Source organism: Winogradskyella pacifica, assembly GCF_013403915.1.
GTDB classification, from domain to species: domain Bacteria; phylum Bacteroidota; class Bacteroidia; order Flavobacteriales; family Flavobacteriaceae; genus Winogradskyella; species Winogradskyella pacifica.
Window position 1 is genome coordinate 1 of record NZ_JABFDI010000017.1, and the last position, 19,356, is coordinate 19,356.

19 protein-coding genes are annotated in these 19,356 nt (G+C 33.4%); 14 read left to right on the forward strand and 5 right to left on the reverse strand.

The features are described from left to right. Positions 1-179: 179 nt before the first annotated feature. From HM984_RS14010 to rlmN, 7 genes are all read left to right on the forward strand, one after another. Positions 180-839: a T9SS type A sorting domain-containing protein gene (locus HM984_RS14010; RefSeq protein WP_115812250.1), complete on the forward strand. Its 660-nt coding sequence runs from the start codon at positions 180-182 to the stop codon at positions 837-839. Positions 840-905: 66 nt separating this feature from the next. Next, positions 906-1,856, forward strand: a complete 951-nt coding sequence (gene rsgA / locus HM984_RS14015; RefSeq protein ID WP_179349654.1) for a ribosome small subunit-dependent GTPase A — start codon at positions 906-908, stop codon at positions 1,854-1,856. A 45-nt stretch (positions 1,857-1,901) separates the two neighbouring features. Continuing rightward, positions 1,902-2,354, forward strand: a complete 453-nt coding sequence (gene dtd / locus HM984_RS14020) for a D-aminoacyl-tRNA deacylase (RefSeq protein ID WP_179349596.1) — start codon at positions 1,902-1,904, stop codon at positions 2,352-2,354. A 53-nt stretch (positions 2,355-2,407) separates the two neighbouring features. Then, positions 2,408-2,734, forward strand: a complete 327-nt coding sequence (locus HM984_RS14025) for a nucleotide pyrophosphohydrolase (RefSeq protein WP_115812258.1) — start codon at positions 2,408-2,410, stop codon at positions 2,732-2,734. Positions 2,735-2,767: 33 nt separating this feature from the next. Then, positions 2,768-3,994 (forward strand): 3-phosphoshikimate 1-carboxyvinyltransferase, encoded by a 1,227-nt coding sequence (locus HM984_RS14030; RefSeq protein WP_179349597.1) that lies wholly within the window; start codon positions 2,768-2,770, stop codon positions 3,992-3,994. 69 nt (positions 3,995-4,063) lie between these two features. Beyond that, positions 4,064-5,113, forward strand: a complete 1,050-nt coding sequence (gene queA, locus HM984_RS14035) for a tRNA preQ1(34) S-adenosylmethionine ribosyltransferase-isomerase QueA (protein ID WP_115812262.1) — start codon at positions 4,064-4,066, stop codon at positions 5,111-5,113. A gap of 460 nt (positions 5,114-5,573) precedes the next feature. Further along, positions 5,574-6,614: a dual-specificity RNA methyltransferase RlmN gene (gene rlmN / locus HM984_RS14040; RefSeq protein WP_179349598.1), complete on the forward strand. Its 1,041-nt coding sequence runs from the start codon at positions 5,574-5,576 to the stop codon at positions 6,612-6,614. A 66-nt stretch (positions 6,615-6,680) separates the two neighbouring features. Here rlmN and HM984_RS14045 read toward each other — a convergent pair whose 3' ends face one another. Beyond that, complete coding sequence (locus HM984_RS14045) at positions 6,681-7,922, reverse strand: T9SS type A sorting domain-containing protein (protein WP_179349599.1); 1,242 nt, start codon at positions 7,920-7,922, stop codon at positions 6,681-6,683. A gap of 134 nt (positions 7,923-8,056) precedes the next feature. Here HM984_RS14045 and HM984_RS14050 point away from each other — a divergent pair, with 134 nt between their 5' ends. Further along, positions 8,057-9,034: a polyprenyl synthetase family protein gene (locus HM984_RS14050; protein ID WP_179349600.1), complete on the forward strand. Its 978-nt coding sequence runs from the start codon at positions 8,057-8,059 to the stop codon at positions 9,032-9,034. A 2-nt stretch (positions 9,035-9,036) separates the two neighbouring features. Here the strand turns inward: HM984_RS14050 and HM984_RS14055 are convergent, their stop codons facing one another. After that, the gene (locus HM984_RS14055) at positions 9,037-10,302 is read right to left on the reverse strand and encodes an aryl-sulfate sulfotransferase (RefSeq protein ID WP_179349601.1); all 1,266 of its coding nucleotides are present in this window, start codon (positions 10,300-10,302) and stop codon (positions 9,037-9,039) included. Between the two features lie 362 nt (positions 10,303-10,664). Between HM984_RS14055 and HM984_RS14060 the strand changes: the two genes are divergently transcribed. The 4 genes from HM984_RS14060 to dnaG all read left to right on the forward strand — a co-directional run bounded on the left by HM984_RS14060 (position 10,665) and on the right by dnaG (position 15,355). After that, on the forward strand, positions 10,665-11,228 hold the full coding sequence (locus tag HM984_RS14060; protein WP_179349602.1) for an RNA polymerase sigma factor: 564 nt from the start codon (positions 10,665-10,667) through the stop codon (positions 11,226-11,228). Continuing rightward, positions 11,215-12,000, forward strand: coding sequence for a hypothetical protein (locus tag HM984_RS14065; RefSeq protein WP_179349603.1), 786 nt, complete (start codon positions 11,215-11,217; stop codon positions 11,998-12,000). The genes HM984_RS14060 and HM984_RS14065 overlap by 14 nt, the downstream gene beginning before the upstream one ends. A gap of 79 nt (positions 12,001-12,079) precedes the next feature. Continuing rightward, positions 12,080-13,177 carry a hypothetical protein gene (locus HM984_RS14070; protein WP_179349604.1) on the forward strand — a complete coding sequence of 366 codons (1,098 nt, stop codon included), beginning with the start codon at positions 12,080-12,082 and terminating at the stop codon, positions 13,175-13,177. Between the two features lie 186 nt (positions 13,178-13,363). After that, a complete protein-coding gene (gene dnaG / locus HM984_RS14075) occupies positions 13,364-15,355 on the forward strand; it encodes a DNA primase (RefSeq protein WP_179349605.1) in 1,992 nt (663 codons plus the stop codon). 12 nt (positions 15,356-15,367) lie between these two features. On the opposite strand, the gene HM984_RS14080 is transcribed toward dnaG, so the two are convergent. Continuing rightward, positions 15,368-15,997: a response regulator gene (locus HM984_RS14080; protein ID WP_179349606.1), complete on the reverse strand. Its 630-nt coding sequence runs from the start codon at positions 15,995-15,997 to the stop codon at positions 15,368-15,370. Between the two features lie 139 nt (positions 15,998-16,136). Continuing rightward, entirely contained in the window at positions 16,137-16,925 is a 789-nt protein-coding gene (gene nadE, locus HM984_RS14085; RefSeq protein ID WP_179349607.1) for an NAD(+) synthase, read from the reverse strand. Positions 16,926-17,009: 84 nt separating this feature from the next. On the opposite strand from nadE, the gene gldB reads away from it, so the two are divergent. Together gldB and gldC are read left to right on the forward strand one after the other, a co-directional pair. After that, complete coding sequence (gldB, locus tag HM984_RS14090; protein ID WP_115812425.1) at positions 17,010-17,978, forward strand: gliding motility lipoprotein GldB; 969 nt, start codon at positions 17,010-17,012, stop codon at positions 17,976-17,978. Next, positions 17,978-18,313 carry a gliding motility protein GldC gene (gldC, locus tag HM984_RS14095; RefSeq protein ID WP_115812282.1) on the forward strand — a complete coding sequence of 112 codons (336 nt, stop codon included), beginning with the start codon at positions 17,978-17,980 and terminating at the stop codon, positions 18,311-18,313. Before gldB ends, gldC begins: the two co-directional genes overlap by 1 nt. 6 nt (positions 18,314-18,319) lie before the next feature. On the opposite strand, the gene HM984_RS14100 is transcribed toward gldC, so the two are convergent. Next, complete coding sequence (locus tag HM984_RS14100; RefSeq protein ID WP_179349608.1) at positions 18,320-19,219, reverse strand: hypothetical protein; 900 nt, start codon at positions 19,217-19,219, stop codon at positions 18,320-18,322. Between the last annotated feature and the right edge of the window lie 137 nt (positions 19,220-19,356).

Sequence of the window (19,356 nt, forward strand, 5' to 3'; positions counted from 1 at the left end):
AAGATACGAAAATCAATGCTTCTTTGAAAATATAAAATATAAAAAAAGAGACTGCCTTTTTAGACAGCCTCTTTTTTATATGGTGCGCTCACTCATTTAAATGTACCATTCACGCATTGTCCGTTTTTTTACTTTTAACTTCTGAGTAGGTTTGGTATATCAACCAAAACCAATTACTCATGAAAAAAATTACAATCTTAATCCTTGCATTATGTTTTACAGTGACTTCAATAGCGCAAATTTTAGTAACAGGAGTTGTTTCTAATGATTCTATTACTTTAGAATCAGCTAGTATACTCATTAAAAATTCTACCAAAGGAATTGCAACGAACAGTAAAGGTCAATTTAAAATTGAAGCTAAGCCAGGAGATACGTTGTCTGTTTCTTATATCGGATATGAAAACAAAGAGATAGTCTTAAATAAAGATAAACATTTAGAAATTAAATTGATTGAAGGTGGCAAGCTTAAAGCGGCTGTTGTTAATGGCTTTTTAAATGATCGTAAGTCTATTTGCAGAGCTGTTTGTTATAGTGAGACACGATGTGGAGTTGGCATTGAAACATCTGTTAATTATAAATTATTGTCAAATCAAGTACGTCCTAAACTCTTCCCAAACCCATCTTCAAATGGTGTTTTTCAATTAAAGTTGAATGAAGATTATGATGAAGTGAAAATTTCAATAGTCAATAGTTCTGGTCAAATCATTCAAAATTCAACACATCAAAAGTTTGGAGAAAAAGTGACTATTGATGTATCGCAATTTGCTTCTGGAATTTATATTATAAACATTATAGCCGATGGAAAACAGCTAGAATCCATAAAAGCGATAAGAAGTTAAGGAAATGGCTTGTATATTATGCGAGCTTTTTTGTTCCATTAAACAATAATGACCATCTTTGTTGTAATGACAGGAACAGTATATAAATCTACAGGCAGTTGGTACACTGTAAAAACCCTAAACGGTAAATTCTATGAATGTAGAATTAAAGGCCGATTTAGATTGGCGGGTATTAAAAGTACCAACCCAATTGCTGTTGGCGATAAAGTAGAGTTTGAACTAGAAACAAAAAACAACATGGATACAGGTGTAATTCATCGCATTGAAGAGCGTAAAAACTACATTGTTCGTAAGTCAGTAAACCTTTCTAAGCAAACGCATATTATTGCTTCAAACATTGATCAGGTGTTTTTATTGGTGACTATAGATAATCCACCGACATTTACCACTTTTATCGATCGGTTTTTAGTGACGGCGGAAGCCTACTCTATTAAAACAGTGTTATTATTTAATAAAGTAGATACTTATGATGAAGACACTTTTTTAGAGGTAAAATATCTCGCTAGTGTTTACAGAGCGATAGGTTACGAGTGTATTGGTATTTCTGCAACCACAAGGAAAAATATAGATCAGGTTAAAACCTTAATGGAAGGTAAAGTAAGTATGTTTGCTGGTCATTCTGGGGTTGGTAAATCTACTTTAGTAAATGCTATTGAACCGTCCTTAGATCTAAAAACTAAAGCCATTTCCTCGCAGCATAGCCAAGGACAGCATACCACAACATTTGCAGAAATGTTTGATCTTAGTTTTGATGCTGTTATTATTGATACTCCAGGTATTAAAGGATTTGGAGTTGTTGATATGGAAAAAGAAGAAGTTGGCGATTATTTTCCTGAGTTTTTTGCTTTAAAACAAGATTGTAAGTTTAATAATTGTATTCACCTCAACGAGCCAAAATGTGCTGTAAAGGACGCTTTAGAGGCTAATGAAGTTTCCTATTCAAGATATAAAAGTTATGTTCAAATTTTAGAAGGAGAAGATGAACATTACAGAACGGACAATTGGGACGAGGCGTAATCGTTTCTTTTTTGTTGTAGTAAGGTTGAATTAAGTTATCAATTTATGAAAATAGTTATACAAAGAGTTTCTGAAGCTTCAGTTGTCATAAATAATTCTGAAGTCGCAACCATTCAAAAAGGGCTTTTAATTTTATTGGGAATCGAAAATGAGGATACTCAAGAAGACATTGATTGGCTCTGTAATAAAATAGCTAATCTTCGTGTTTTTCCGGATGAGGATGGTGTAATGAATATCTCCCTAAAAGCTTCCGAAGGAGATGTTATTTTGGTAAGTCAATTCACGCTTCACGCTAGTACAAAAAAAGGAAATCGCCCAAGTTATATTAAAGCAGCAAAACCAGATATTGCCATTCCTTTATATGAAGGCTTTATTAAAACCCTTCAAGCTACATTAGGTAAATCTATACAAACTGGTGAGTTTGGTGCCGATATGAAAGTGCATTTGGTCAATGACGGGCCTGTGACTATACTTATTGACTCAAAAAATAAAGAGTAAAAACCTATAAGTTGATTTTTAGGGAACACTTCTAAATAATAAAAAATTTAAACATGAATATCAAAAACGCACAAAAAGAAGTTGACGATTGGATTAATGAACACGGTGTACGTTACTTTAATGAACTTACAAATATGGCACAGCTAACCGAAGAAGTTGGTGAAGTGGCACGTATTATAGCCAGACGTTACGGAGAACAAAGTGAAAAAGAAAGCGATAAAGATAAAGATCTAGGAGAGGAGTTATCTGATGTAATGTTTGTGGTATTGTGTTTGGCAAATCAAACAGGTATAGACTTACAAACTGCTTTCGATAAAAAAATGGATAAAAAAACAAAACGAGATCATAACAGACATCACAATAATGATAAATTAAAGTAGTTTTGTCATTCATTTTTATTTTAAAGCTTTCTTATGGACATTAAAATCCAAAAATCACAACTTCATAATCACCAAAAGGTTCAAATTACAGGATCTAAAAGTGAATCTAATCGTCTGTTATTGCTCCAGGCGTTATATCCTCAGGTTAGTATCAGTAATGTGTCTAATTCGGATGATTCAGTGCTAATGCGAAAAGCATTGTCTTCAGAGGAGGAACTTATGGATATTCATCATGCAGGTACGGCCATGCGATTTTTAACAGCTTATTTTTCAATTCAGAAAGGTAGAGAAACGATTATCACTGGGTCACCTCGTATGAAAGAACGACCTATTAAAATATTGGTTGATGCTTTAAGTACATTAGGTGCCGAGATTACGTATTTAGAGAATGACGGATTTCCACCCTTAAAAATAATAGGTAAAGAACTGACGGAAAATAAAGTTACTTTGGCGGCTAATGTAAGCAGCCAGTATATTTCGGCTTTATTATTAATTGCGTCTAAATTTGAAAAGGGATTAGAGTTAACATTAGAAGGGAAAATAACTTCGGTGCCATATATTAATATGACGTTGAGCTTATTAAATAGTGTTGGCGTCGAAACCAGTTTTGTTGAGAATATCATTACTGTAAAACCCAATACAACTGATATAGAACCTCAAACGCTTACGGTTGAATCTGATTGGTCATCAGCATCTTACTTTTATGGTCTAATTGCTTTAAGTGATGTCGGTACAGAAATTACTATCGGATCTTACAAAAGTGAAAGCTTGCAAGGAGATTCTGTATTGGCAGATATTTATGAGAAATTTGGAGTTACTACGACGTTTTTAAAGGAGTCAATTACACTTCGGAAATCATCGAATATTGATATTAATTCTATTGTTGAGCTAGATTTAAAAAATGCTCCAGATATTGCGCAAACCATAGCTGTAACAGCATTTGGTTTAGGATTAGAATGTTATATGATAGGTTTACATACCCTTAAAATAAAAGAAACAGACCGCTTGGTTGCGCTTAAAACTGAATTAGAAAAGTTAGGTGCAGAAGTAATCATTACAGACCTTTCTTTACATTTAAAACCATCAAAAACAGTTAATAGTAATATAACAATAGCAACATATAATGATCATAGAATGGCTATGGCTTTTGCACCTTTAGGTTTAAAAGTGCCAATTGTTATTGAAAACGCTGATGTGGTGAGTAAATCGTATCCTCAATTTTGGGAAGATTTCAAAACGATTGGTTTCAATTTAAAATAAACCCTTATTTACTTGACAAGGCCTATGTTGAGATTGTATATTTGCAATTCGAAAAAATAAAACAGATACATGAAATTATCACACTTTAGTTTTGACCTTCCAGATGAATTATTAGCTGAACATCCTGCAGAACACAGAGATGAATCTAGACTAATGGTTCTTGATAGAGCAAAACAAACTATCGAGCACAAACAGTTCAAGGATATTATCGATTATTTTGATGAAGGTGATGTGATGATAATGAATGATACCAAAGTGTTTCCGGCACGCTTATTTGGTAATAAAGAAAAAACAGGTGCACGTATCGAAGTGTTTTTACTACGTGAATTAAACCAAGATCAACGTCTTTGGGATGTATTAGTAGATCCGGCTCGTAAAATAAGAATTGGTAATAAATTATATTTTGGTGATGATGAGACTTTAGTTGCTGAAGTAATAGATAACACCACCTCTAGAGGTAGAACATTACGTTTCCTTTATGATGGTTCTTATACAGACTTTAGAACAAAATTAACGCAACTTGGTGAAACACCATTACCAAAGTATATCAATAGAGAGGTAGAGCCAGAAGATGAAGAGCGTTACCAAACGATTTATGCAAAAAATGAAGGAGCTGTAGCAGCACCAACAGCAGGTTTGCATTTTTCTAAACATTTATTAAAACGTTTAGAGATAAAAGGTGTTAAAACAGCAGAAGTAACTTTACATGTAGGTTTAGGTACATTTAACCCAGTTGAGGTTGAAGATTTATCTAAGCACAAAATGGACAGTGAAGAGATTGTAATTAAGAAAAGTGCTGCAGATATTGTAAATGAAGGTATAGAAAAGAAAAAACGTGTGTGTGCTGTAGGTACAACATCAATGCGTACTATTGAAAGTTCGGTATCCTCAAACGGAAGATTAAATGAATTTGAAGGTTGGACAAACAAATTTATATTTCCCCCATACGAGTTTAGCATCGCTAATTGTATGATTACTAACTTCCATACACCAAAATCTACGTTGTTAATGATGACATCAGCTTTTGCTGGTCATGATTTTATGAAGAAAGCCTATGAAGAAGCAGTAAAAGAAAAGTATAAATTCTATTCTTATGGTGATGCGATGTTAATCATCTAAGCATTCAAAAATTATAAAGTTTTAAAAAAGTCTCTTCATTGAGGCTTTTTTTGTTTTTAATATTTTGGCGTTACCCAAGGGGCAGGCTGTTCGCTGCAAGTCCTCGCAATTTGGATAAAAGATCCAAATTTCTGTGGGCTTTCCACTATAGCTAAGTTGAATATGTATTTTGGTATAAATAAATTGAATTATTTTTAGATTAATAGAAACGAAAAAATCTTAGCATAGCCTGTGTTACGGTACTATTTTTTTGTAAAAAGTAAGCTAAAAAGAAACGATTTATGACAACATTACATGTTTAATTTGGCATTTATCCTTAACGCGCCATCCGATGTGCAATTGTCACATCAAACCAAATATGATACTCTAAATCGATATCAGTTGAGATTTTTATCTTTGCAGCATAGCGACTTTACGAGAAGCCTCAATTTTAATAATACATTCACTACTTTTGCAAAATATGGAAACTAAGAAAAAAGACGTAAGAGCACTAACCAAAGACCAATTAAGAGATTTCTTTGTGTCACAAGGAGATAAAGCTTTTAGAGGTAATCAGGTTTACGAGTGGTTATGGCAAAAGTCAGCACATAGTTTTGAAGATATGACTAACGTATCTTTAGAAACACGACAAATGTTAGAAGCTAATTTTGTAATTAACCATATCAAAGTAGATCAGATGCAACGTAGCTCTGATGGTACTATTAAGAACGCTGTAAGGCTTCACGATGATTTAATTGTAGAATCCGTGCTTATACCAACAGCAACCAGAACAACGGCTTGTGTGTCGTCTCAAGTAGGTTGTAGTTTAGACTGCAGGTTTTGTGCGACATCGCGATTAAAACGTATGCGGAATCTTAATCCAGATGAAATATACGACCAGGTTGTTGCCATTGATAACGAAAGTAGATTATATCATAACAGACCTTTAAGTAATATCGTTTTTATGGGAATGGGTGAACCTTTAATGAACTATAATAACGTGCTTAAAGCTATCGATAAAATCACATCACCAGAAGGTTTAGGAATGTCTCCAAAACGAATTGTGGTGTCAACCTCTGGAGTACCAAAAATGATTAAGAAAATGGCTGATGATAATGTGAAGTTTAAGTTAGCGGTGTCTTTACATTCTGCAATAGACGAGATACGCACCTCCATAATGCCGTTTAACGCTACGTTTCCATTAAGCGATTTGAGAGAATCTCTTCAATATTGGTATGCAGCAACCAAGAATAGAATTACTTACGAATATGTAGTTTGGGATGGTATAAATGACCAACGAAAAGATGCTGAAGCTCTAGTTGAGTTTTGCAAATTTGCTCCCAGTAAAGTCAACCTTATTGAATACAACCCTATTGATGATGGCGAATTTCAACAAGCCAGCTCAAAAGCTATAGATATGTACGTTTCTGTTCTCGAAGCTAATAATATCACTGTAACGGTAAGGAGAAGTAGAGGTAAGGATATTGATGCGGCCTGTGGACAGTTGGCTAATAAAAGTTAGATTACTTTATATTAAGACATAAAAAAAAGCGGCAATTGCCGCTTTTTTAAATTTATATAATAGATATTAGCTCTTAACGAATTTGATCGTTTTAGAATTACCATTAATAGTTACTTTAGCTATATAAACGCCATCTGTTAAAGAAGAAACATTAATAGCTTCAGAAGCATTAGATAAAGACTTAGATAATACTTGTTGTCCAACTAAAGAATAAATTTCAACACTTGTTAATTCTGTATTAGCAGATTCTAAGTTAAGTGTCTGAAGATTCTTATTATAGTTATGACTGAAATTATTTTGTTCAAAATCATTTACACTAAGCGTTGAGCTAATTGATAAGTCCATTAACATAAACACATCGCTACCAGAAACCGGAGTCGTAGCATGTATCCCAACATGAAAATCACCAGATGTAGTAGGTGTATATGTAACTGTACTTGTATAAGCTTGAGTAATTAAATCATTCCCAGTCGTATCTCCGAATGTTCCGCTTTGTGTAATGTCAGTATAAGAACCAAGAATAGTTTGAGTTGTTGCTGAAGATGAAGGAGCATCTAAAACTGCAATCTCAAATGTTTCGTTTGCTAATCCATTTACATTTACACCATTATATACTACTGTTATTTGATATGCTGTTCCAGCTTCACCAGGTAATGCAGTAGTGAATATCCAATCATCTTTAGGAGTTAATGCATCTTGAGGAAACACGTTTGCAATAGGATCTAAGGTGCCATTACCATCTAAATCATTAATAGAATTATATGTCCAAGTTAGACCGTCATTGTTAGAATCTTCAACTGTGTAACAAACTTGATACCTTGTAGCATCAGTCCAATCTTCTGAATAAGGAAAAGAATTATCGCAAGAATAAGCTGTTTCACTTATTTCAAAATCAAAGCCTGCACCACTCCAACGATTATCAAATGCAATATAATAAGTAGTACCTGTTGATATTAACCACACCGCTTCAGATAAATAGCTTGTAGCTACATCGTCATTGCCGCCAACACAAGTAAGAGCACCACATGCACCAGAGTAAACGTGTACTCGTGTGTCACCACCAAAATTTGCTGCTAAATCGGTAGTTACGGTTGCTATACCATCTGTAGTAGCTGTAAAAGAATACCATTCACCAGAAGTGGCTCCTATTCCATTGGCAGCACAAGTTGGGTCTGGTACATCAGTTCCATCTACTGCCGCAACTGTATGAGTTCCTGCTGTTACTATTGCTGCTGTCGCACAAGTGTCTTGAGCGTAATTAAATTGAAAAGCTGCTAAAGCTAATGCTAATAAAGTAATTTTTTTCATTTGTTTGTTTTTTTAACGATTAGTAGGTATAAAGTTACAAATTATTTTGAGGAGTAAAAGTTAAAATTCTATAATTCCCATTTTATGAATAAATAATAATAGAATTTGTAATTTCGCAATGATTTAAATAAAAAATGAAAATAACCGAACAAATAAAATTACCGATTGCCTACGAGATGGATCTTTTTGAACAAAAGTTTCAACTCTCTATGGCGAGTAAGGTGGCGCTTCTTAACCGAATTACACATTATATAGTGAATAGGAAGGGAAAACAGATGCGACCAATGTTTGTGTTTTTGGTGGCTAAAATGATGAATAATGGTGAAGTTAGTGAACGCACTTATAGAGGTGCTTCGGTAATAGAGCTCATTCATACAGCAACTTTGGTTCATGATGATGTGGTAGATGATAGCAACCGAAGACGTGGATTCTTTTCAATTAACGCCCTTTGGAAAAATAAAATTGCGGTTCTTATAGGGGATTTTCTACTCTCCAAAGGTTTGTTACTTTCTATAGATAACAATGATTTTGATTTACTAAAAATTATCTCTGTCGCTGTACGCGAAATGAGCGAAGGAGAATTACTTCAAATTGAAAAAGCCAGACAACTAGATATTACAGAAGATATTTATTACGAAATTATCCGACAAAAAACAGCAACTTTAATTGCAGCCTGTTGCAGTTTGGGTGCTGCTTCCGTAAAACCGAATTCACCAGAAGTAGAAGCGATGCGTAAATTTGGAGAGTTAATTGGTATGGCATTTCAAATAAAAGATGATTTGTTCGATTATGGTAAAGAGGCCATCGGCAAACCAACAGGTATAGATATTAAGGAACAAAAAATGACACTTCCACTTATTTATGTACTTAATAAGTGTACTAAGAAAGAAAAGTCATGGTTGATTAATTCGGTTAAAAATCACAATAAAGATAAAAAACGAGTTAACGAGGTCATTGCTTTTGTTAAAGACAATGGCGGCTTGGATTATGCGGTTTCTAAAATGAAAGCTTTTCAAGAAGAGGCCTTAATTATATTGGGAAATTACCCTGAGTCACCATACAAAGCTTCTCTAAAGCTTATGGTCGATTATGTTATTGATAGGAAAAAATAAAATTAAAGTAAGTCTAAGTTGACTATACTTTCATCATTTGGTAAGTATCCATAGCATCGCCAGAAATTGACTCCTTGGCCATTATATTTCCATACAATTTCATGATCGGGTGTAACTTCCCATAAACCATAGTCTCCTTCAGCAATTAATGTGTTTCCGTTTTTTAAACGTACAGCACCAGAAATTCTGCCAAAAAATAAATTCGGATCTGTAAAACTCCATACTATTGATGGTTCATTATCAGTATTTGGTAAAAGAGAAAAATCATTTGGTATATCTAACTCAAAGACTGTCGATTGATTAATGTCGTTGCCATTTCCATAGACTAGAACATTTCCGGCGCCAGGTTCATCTCCTTCTAGTAAATTTGGAAAATGATTGTTATAGAATAAACGTTCTCCTTCAGTGTTTTTATAGGCTTCAGGGTTTCCAAATCTATAGAGTAAATCTCCACCTTTATTGTAATTTCCTCCGGAATTTGTAGCTGCTTCAGCAGTAGTGGTACTATGGTCTATTACCCAAACTTCATTATAATAATTTATACTTAAATAAATGACATCCTTTTCAGCGTCATAATCAATACCATTGGCATGCATAATATCACCATTGTCAACAATATTGTAATTAATATCTATGAGTTGAGGATTATCGCTTACATTTCCATAAGTTGCCAGTGTATCATATCTATCTTGTATAATATGGTCAAAACTATGCCATTCCCAAACTGTTTGATTAGTGTTTGGATTTATTTCAATTAAAACTTCAGGAAATATAGCTACAGTTGTATCAGCACCTGCCTGAGAAGATGAAATATTTCCTATTCTTTCCCAGGCAATAAATAGTACATTTCCATTGGGTAATAATTCAACATCATGATGAGCAATTGAAGTCTCAGATGCATAAATGTATTCCCAGTCAGTCGTACCATCAGAATTCAGAATTCTTAATATTCCTCCAAATCCACCAAACGCTATTTCTGGACTACTAGATTTAAATATTCCCAATAACTTGCCATTTGGAAGAATTTCCAAATCGTTTCCTAAATTATCTTCAAATGTCCATTCATGTATTTTTAAACCTTCTTTATTTAATAAATAAGATGTGTTACTGCCATGTTCAACAGCTAAAACATATCCATTTTCAATAAGGTCACCATTGTACACTTCAACATTATCGGATAACGTGATAGGCGTATTCGATTGACTATCATCGTCGCTACAACTCAGGATTATAGCTCCAAAAAGGAATAGAAATGGAAAGTGTTTCATAGCAGTTTTCTTGTAAAATTAAGCGTATTAATTACAAGGGCAAATTATATAAAGTTTATTTTACTAGTTATTATTTTAAATCGTAGGCAGACTTATGGTCTGAAATCTTTTAAAGGGAGGCCTTTTTACGAGATGTTCTTAATGGTTTTAGAGAATTATTTAGGACTACTCTACTATACACCGCTAAAGTGGAAGGTGTATTGCTTAATTTATAAAACAAAAAAATAAATTTCAAACACCTTGAATTCAGTCGGTTAAAAATTATTTTAATTATTTCTAGCTTCCCAAGCAACCCTTGGCTGTAAATTTGCGTCTTTATAAATAGAAAGGCATCTGAACGTCATCAGAATTTAAACCCAACCATGAAAGTTATTCAACTTCATAAAAATGAAACAAAACTTATAGAGCGCGCTGCGAAACAAAATCGCGAAGCACAACATGTATTGTACGAATTACACGCACCAAAAATGTTGAGTGTTTGTAGGTACTATATAAAAGATGTTTATCAAGCAGAAGACGTAATGTTGAATGGTTTTTTTAAAGTGTTTAAATACTTGAAAACGTATAAACATGAAGGCAGCTTTGAAGGTTGGATAAGACGAATTATGGTGAGAGAATCCATATCTCATTTAAGGCAAAAGAAGACGATTGAATTTGCAGTTGAAGATGATTGTTTAGATCAAGGTTCTGCAAACAACATTAATACAAATATCGAAGTTGCAGAAATACAACACCTCATAGATAGTTTGCCAGAAGGATACCGAATGGTTTTTGTAATGTATGCGATAGAAGGGTATAAGCATAATGAAATTGCTGAGTTATTAAAAATATCTGAAGGCACTTCAAAATCGCAATTATTTAAAGCAAGACAGATGCTTCAAAAGAAATTAAAAGAATTAAATAACAACAGTTATGGCACCAATTAAGTTTGAAGAAAATATAAAGGATAAGCTAGAGAAGCGAACCTTGTCGCCATCATCAGAAGGTTGGTCTAAGTTATCTGAACGTTTAGATGCAGAGGATAACAAATCTAAAAAACCAATGTTTTGGTGGTTAAGTATAGCTGCAGGTATATTGATTATGATTGCCATATCAATACCGTTTTTTAATACACCAGATTCGGAAATGGTGTTACCTCAAATCGTTGAAGAGGACGTTATAGAGCAACAATTAAATAATCAAATCTTAAAACCAAATCAAAAAGAATCCATTAAGGTTGTCGTTGAGGATAAAAGCGTAGAAGATAAAAAAGAGGATTTAGCATCAGATAACAAGTCAAATAAAACAGACTATAAAAAAGCGGTAAATAAAAAGTCTGAGTCTCAAGGTCAATTGGCAAATATGGGTGAGCTAAAGAAGAAACGTATTCTTCTAAATGAGGAAGAGCTATTGAATAATGAAGTACAACGTCTTTTAGAAGAGGCAAAATTAAAAATTGCAGTAGCAGATGCTATTGTAGCATTAAAGTCTGAAAAAATATCGGTTACAGATAGAGAAATAGATTCATTATTAAAAATGGCGAGTAAAGAATTGTTTAAGCAAAACATTCAGAATGAATCATCAAGAACAGTAGATGCAAATAATTTATTAATGAGCGTTGAAGATGAAATGGGGCAATCCTTTAGAAGTAAGGTTTTTGAAGCTTTAAAGGAGAGTTACGGAACGGTTAAAACTGCTGTTGCAAATCGTAATAATTAAATCAATAATCAAATTAGTTTGGTTGCTAGCGTAGCCGAAGTAAACATCAATAATCAATAAATCAAAAAAACGAACAGTTATGAACAACATTACAAGATTGGTAGTGTGCTTAGTGATAGCACTAGCATTTACAACAGTACAAGCACAAGAAACAAGGGTTGATAGCACTAAAACGTCAGCGAATCACTTGAAAATTGAATCACTTAAAAACCTTAAAATTAACATTGAAAAAGAAGAAAGAGATTTTTTAAAGTCCGAAATAGCAGCGATTAATCAACGCTTAGATGACGGTAAAATAACAGCAGCTGAGGCAGAAAATCTAAAAAAAGAAGCTGCAAAAAACAGAGCTTTAAATATTGAAAATCGTTTAGCGATCATAGATAATAAAATCGCATTATTAAACAGAAACGATGATACTTATAATGTTGAAGATGGTGAAGGGGATGGATTTGTATTTAGAATAGGATCCGGAGAAGAGGACAAAGAAAGCTTTGTTTATTTTGGGGAAAAATCTAAGGATAAGCCTAGAAAATACGATAGACGTACAACTACAAATGTTGTCTTTGCGTTAGGATTTAATAATGCCATAATCGAAGGACAAAGTTTAACTGATTCACCATATAAAATTGGAAATTCTAATTTCTATGAATTAGGCTATGCATGGAAAACAAGACTTTTTGAAGATACCAATTTTTGGAGATTAAAATACGGTTTCTCTTTTCAGTGGAATAAATTTGAAATAAAGGACAATAACTACTTAGTGAATACTGATGGCGAGATTTCACTTCAAGAATTTCCTTCAGATTTAAACAAGGCAAAGTTTAGAACGACCAATTTAGTATTTCCGATGCACATAGAATTTGGACCTTCTAAAAAGATTGAAAAAGAAGATTATTTTAGATATTCAACATACAAAAAATTAAAAGTAGGTTTAGGTGGTTATGCTGGTCTAAATATTGGAAACATGCAAAAATTAAAATACAAAGATGATGGTGATAGAATAAAAAATAAACAACGTGGTGGATTTGAGGTTAACGAATTTGTATACGGTTTAAGTGGCTACGTAGCATTGGGAGAGATTGCTTTGTATGTAAAATATGACCTTAACCCAATATTTAAAAACCAAGTGGTAGAACAAAATAACATATCAGTAGGAATACGTTTTGATATGGATTAAATCAATCAATCAATTAACTTTGCAGTGTTAGAGAGCCTTAATCGCGTTTTAGATTAAGGCTTTTTGTTTTTACATAATCAATCTGCCAATGCGAAGTCCTTTAACTAAAATCAAATTAGTTTTTGCGAATAGCTTTTAATACAAATTGTTTTATCTTAAATTTACAGACTTGCTAAAACACTAAAATTGATCTCACAAAATTCCATTGCACAAGTATTTGAAACCGCTCGCGTAGAAGAGGTAATTGGCGATTTTGTACAGTTAAAAAAAGCGGGTACAAACTATAAAGGCTTAAGTCCTTTTAGTGAAGAACGTTCTCCGAGTTTCGTAGTGTCGCCAGTTAAACAAATTTGGAAGGATTTTTCGAGTGGAAAAGGTGGTAATGCTGTCACATTTTTAATGGAGCACGAACATTTTACATATCCTGAGGCTATAAAATACTTAGCTAAAAAGTACAATATTGAAATAGAGGAAACCGAACGTACCGACGAAGAAAGAGCACAAGCGGACAACCGTGAGAGTTTGTATTTGGTAAGTGAGTATGCGAGTAGTTATTTTCAGAATGTACTACATAAAACAAATCCAGGTAAAGCAATTGGTTTAAGCTATTTTAAGGAGCGGGGCTTCACAGAAGAAACCATAAAAAAATTCGATCTTGGTTATTCCTTGGACGAGTGGCAAGGTTTTACAGATGATGCTCTGGGTAAAGGGTATAAGCTTAATTTTTTAGAGCAAACAGGTTTAACTATTGTTAAAGGCGAAAAACGTTTCGATCGATTTAAGGGCAGGGTGATGTTTCCTATTCATAGTATGAGTGGGCGTGTTCTTGGTTTTGGTGGACGTATTTTAACTAACGATAAAAAAGCAGCGAAATATCTAAATTCACCAGAGAGTGAAATTTATCATAAAAGTAAGATATTGTATGGCCTATATCATGCCAAGCAAACGATAGCAAAAGAAGATAATTGTTATTTGGTAGAAGGTTATACTGATGTTATTCAGTTTCATCAAACAGGTATTACCAACGTAGTGTCTTCTTCTGGTACAGCGTTATCGCCAGACCAAATTCGACTAATTAATCGTTTAACAAATAATATTACCGTGCTTTTTGATGGCGATGCCGCAGGAATTAGAGCATCCATTCGAGGTATCGATTTAATATTAGAGCAAGGTGTAAATGTTAAGATTTGTACGTTTCCTGATGGTGAAGATCCAGATAGTTTTTCTAAATCAAACACCTTAGAAGAGCTTACGGCTTATCTTGAAGGGAATGCCAAAGATTTTATTCAGTTTAAAGCCTCGCTTTTAGTTAAGGAGGCTAATAATGATCCGATTAAAAAAGCGGAGACCATTCGCGAAATCGTGAACAGCATTGCTAAGATTCCAGATCAAATCAAACGTGAAATTTACATTCAAGAATGTGCGCGTATTATGGATATTAGCGAGAATGTTCTATTTACAACTTTAGCACAAATTAATAATAAACAGGCTCAGGATAATAATAAACCCAAGTCTTATATTTCACCTAGTTCTTCTGATCCAAATGAACCTCCATTTGAAGTTTTTAGGAATGAAGAGCCTAGTCGTAAGCCAAAAGTTGATATTCAATATGAATTAGAAAAAAAAATTATTGAAATTTTGATGCTTTATGGTGATAGAACAGAGCAGTTTGAGGACTTAATTCTACAAGAGGATGAGACCTCAGGGGAGTTGCTTTTAGAGCCAACAAAACATGAAGCGCGTGTATTTGAGAAAGTATATTTAGATCTTCAAGAGGATGAAATGCAATTTTCTAATCCACAATTTAAAGCACTTTATTATTCTATTATTGATAAATTGAATCAAGAGGAAGGGTTTTCAACCAAAAATTTTATCAATCAATTAGATCAAGATGCTGCAAGTACAGTTACAAGTATTTTAATGGAGGATGAGCGCTATAACCTTCACGATTGGGAGCGTAATCTAATTATACCTAAAGAAAAGAAAGATTCTGTGTCACAGCTGGTGAGTCAAACTATTCTAAGTTTACGTTGTCATTTAATTGATCAAAAAGTAGCCGAATATAAAAATGAAACCTTAAAAGAAAATGTCGATCTACGTGTTATAATGGAAGATGTAAAAGACTATGTTGGCCTTAAGATGTTGTTATCTCGTAAGTTAGGTAAGGTTTTGGGTTAGGTAAATACCGAATTAAGTTAAATTGTGGTGCTTTGCTTGATGAATTAAATCTACAATATTTGTTACATTTAACTTCTTAAACAATCGAGCTTTATACGTGCTAACGGTTTTTTCGTTAATATCTAACTCTTGCGCTATTTCTTTATTTTTACGACCTATAGAGAGTAGTTTTAAAACTTCAACCTCTCTAGTAGATAGCTTTTTAAACATGCGACTTCTGCTTTTGCGCGTGTCTTCATAACGGAAATGCTTATCCATTTTTTCGCTTAGAGATGTTTCTCCAGCGCTAATTTTTCTAATGGCAGTTTCTATTTCGTCAACGCTAGCTCCTTTATTTAAATAACCAGAAGCACCTGCTTTAATCGTGCTTATAGCGTATATTTCTTCAGGTTGATGACTAAACATTAAAACCTGAACAGCTTTATTTTCTTTTTTTATGGCTCTCAGTGCAGTAATTCCGTTAAGTTCTGGTAAGTCGATTTCAGATATAATAACGTCAACTTTATTGCGTCTTACAAATTCAAATATCTCAATTCCACTTCCTAAACTACCGATGACTTTAAAATTTGCTTTACTGTTTAAGAATAGTTCTAATCCTGTCCTTACAATAGGATGACTATCTACAATCAGAATATGTATCATGATAATTGTATTTTGGTATTTGGTTAGGGTTAATTATGGCTTTATAAAATGTTAATTTCTAAAACTTTGTGGGTGCTTATTGAGTAAAAATAGTTAAAAATTAAATAATTTAGCTAAATTGTTTTATAAAATGCAATAATTATTTTAAATTTTTAGGAATTTCACAAACCGGTATTGGGTTCATTTTGTGTTTGTTGGATGAATTGTAGCGTGAGTAGATCTCAATTACTTCGCGTTTTCTTCCTTCATAATCGCTAGCAGTCTTACCTTCTTCTGTAACTTGCATTGCCCATTCCAATTCTGGGTAAGATGCGCCAATTTGATCTTCGTCGCTACGAGCATCTCCAAAGAGACCATCGCTAGGAGCAGCTTCTATGATTGATTTTGGTACGTTTAAATAGTTTCCAATAGCATACACTTCTGATTTCATTAAATCGGCAATAGGACTTAAATCAACTCCGCCGTCACCATATTTTGTGTAAAACCCAACACCAAAATCTTCAACTTTATTACCTGTGCCAGCAACCAAAAGACCTAAGAGTCCTGCGTGGTAGTACAGCGTTGTCATTCGCAAACGAGCTCTGGTGTTAGCTAAAGCCATATCAACCGTGGCTTGTTTACCTTCTAAGCTGACTTCGGTTTTAAATTCTTCAAATACGGGAGTTAAGTTTACAACCGTGTCTTTTACATTAGGATACTGGCTTTTTAAGAACGAAATATGTTCTTGGGCTCTTGTTACGTGGCTTGGAGCTTGGTGAATTGGCATTTCTATGCATAGAACGTCAAAACCAGTTTTTGCACATAGAGTAGAGGTTACTGCAGAATCAATTCCGCCAGAAATTCCAACAACAAAACCATTTACTTTGGCTTTTGTAGCATAGTCTTTTAGCCAATTTACAATGTGATCTACTACGTTTTCAGTTTGCATAATTTTTAATTTTTAAAACAAAGAAGTGTACCTTTGCACAACAAAAATAACGCAATCGAGTTAGGATTAAAAATATTTTACCAGATGCAGATAAGAATTTACTTTATTTTATTAATAGTGTTTACAATGTTTTCTTGTGATGAGGAATCTAAAATTGAACAAGAAATCGCTAAAATTGAAGTAGATTTTAATGTAGAACGTTTCGATAAAGCATTTTATGAGGCAACACCTAAGGATTTAGGACAGCTAAAAATGGAGTATCCATTTATGTTTTCTAAACAAACGCCAGATTCTATTTGGGTGAATAGAATTAACGACACTTTGCAGAATGAAATTCTACAAGAAGTGGATATTGCTTTTAAAGATTTTAAGGAGCCAAAGGAAGAATTGATTGCTATGTTTCAGCATATCAAATATTATGATAAAGTGTTTTCTGTACCAAGAGTTATAACCTTAACAAATGATGTACAGTATAGAGATAATGTTATTGTTACTGATAGTATTGCTTTGATAGCCTTAGATAATTATTTAGGAGAAACGCATCGCTTTTATGTAGATGGTAATATACCAGCATATTTGGCTAAAAACTTTACACAAGAACAAATTGTGGTGGATTTGGCAGATGGTTATGCGAAGAAATATGTTTTTCAAGCCAACAGAAAAACCTTACTAGATGAAATGATCTACTTCGGAAAGTTGCTCTATTTTAAAGATGTTATAATTCCGTTTAAAACAGATGCCGAAAAAATGGGCTATTCAGAACTGCAGCTAAAATGGGCTGAAGCAAATGAAAGTCAAATCTGGAGTTATTTTATTGAGAAAGAATTATTATACAGTACAGACCCTAAATTGCCAAATCGTTTTATTGCAGACGCACCGTTTACAAAGTTTTATCTCCAATTAGATAATGAGTCGCCAGGACGTTTAGGTCAGTATTTAGGCTGGCAAATTGTAAAAGCTTATGCAGAGACTACAGGAAAAGATATGATGAAAATTATGCAAACTGAACCTGAAGAAATATTTAGAAAATCAAAATTTAAACCAAAAAAGTAATGTCTAAACTTATAAAATCTAAAATAGTATTAAACGTTGAACTTGATGAGAATAGAGTTCCAGAAAAACTAAACTGGTCAGCTCAAGATGGAGGCGTAGATAACGAAGAGGCTAAAGCGATTATGTTGTCTGTATGGGATAGTAATGCGCAAGAAACCTTAAAGATAGACTTGTGGACAAAAGATATGCCAGTAGATGAAATGAAACTTTTCTTTCATCAAACATTAGTAACCATGAGCGATTCGTTCCTAAGAGCAACTCAAGACGAAAAAATGACTGGAGATATGAAAGATTTTTGCGATTATTTTGCGGAAAAGCTTGAGCTTAAAAAGTAGAATATCTTATTTGCTGATGTGATTATGATCCGTTTTATAGTACGGAACTAGATTAAAGCTGTCCGATTCGATATTCATATAGTTTGTCTTGTTCTTTCTTTTGTGTTGCACAAAACCAGTTGTATTGTGGATTTGCCAAACAGTAAGCTCGTTTAATCGTCCTGAGAAAGTTCTCATATCAATCTCATTTTTTTGAATCATACGATCAACAGTTTTCTGGTCTGCTATTTTTAAAACTTTTTCAGAACTAGATCCGTTGTTTATTTTATAAACTACCCAATAAGTAGAATTTACAGTATTAGTTGTAGAATGCTCTATCTTTTTTGGTGGTAGAATTGATTTTTGAAATGCGACACCTTCATTTTTATATAACTGAAGTTTGTTTTCTTTTTTGCTGATAGGAGTAGCTGTTTTTCCTGATAAATTTAAATCGGTTTTTCCGCTATTATTCTCAAATCCAAATGATTCTTCTTTAGCTGAAGCGACGATGTTTTCTGTGTTTACTAAGTCTGTTTTTGAAGGATTTATGCCTTTACCTATAGGATTTGTAGGGGTAGCGAGTAAAGGAATTGGTTCTGGTAAATTGAAACTTTCATTTCGTAAGAGTGTAATAACAATAAGTTTATCAATAAGCACTGCTTCAACAGCGTAGCGCCCCACAGGTATGTCAGCAATTAGAATTTTTGCCTCTGTGTCTTTAACTTTAATGATACGTTCAAAATCATCATTAAAAATCATGATTTCGTAAATAGTACGCTCAGATTTAAAGATAATGCTATCTTCAGATGTATTAAGGTGATGCTGTAGCTCTTTAGCTCTATTGTTTACATTTTGAATTAGTTCGGATTTTTGTCCGTAAACTAAAGATGATAAAAGGAACAATACGATGAAGTATGGTTGTCTCATAATAAGTAGGTTTTTTGTTTTGGGAAACAATTTTAATACTAAGCAAAACAATTAGATGGCTTAAGTATTACTGACAAAGTTAGAAGCTTTTTGATGTACTGTCTTAAAATTCAGATACATGGTACATTTCTTTGATA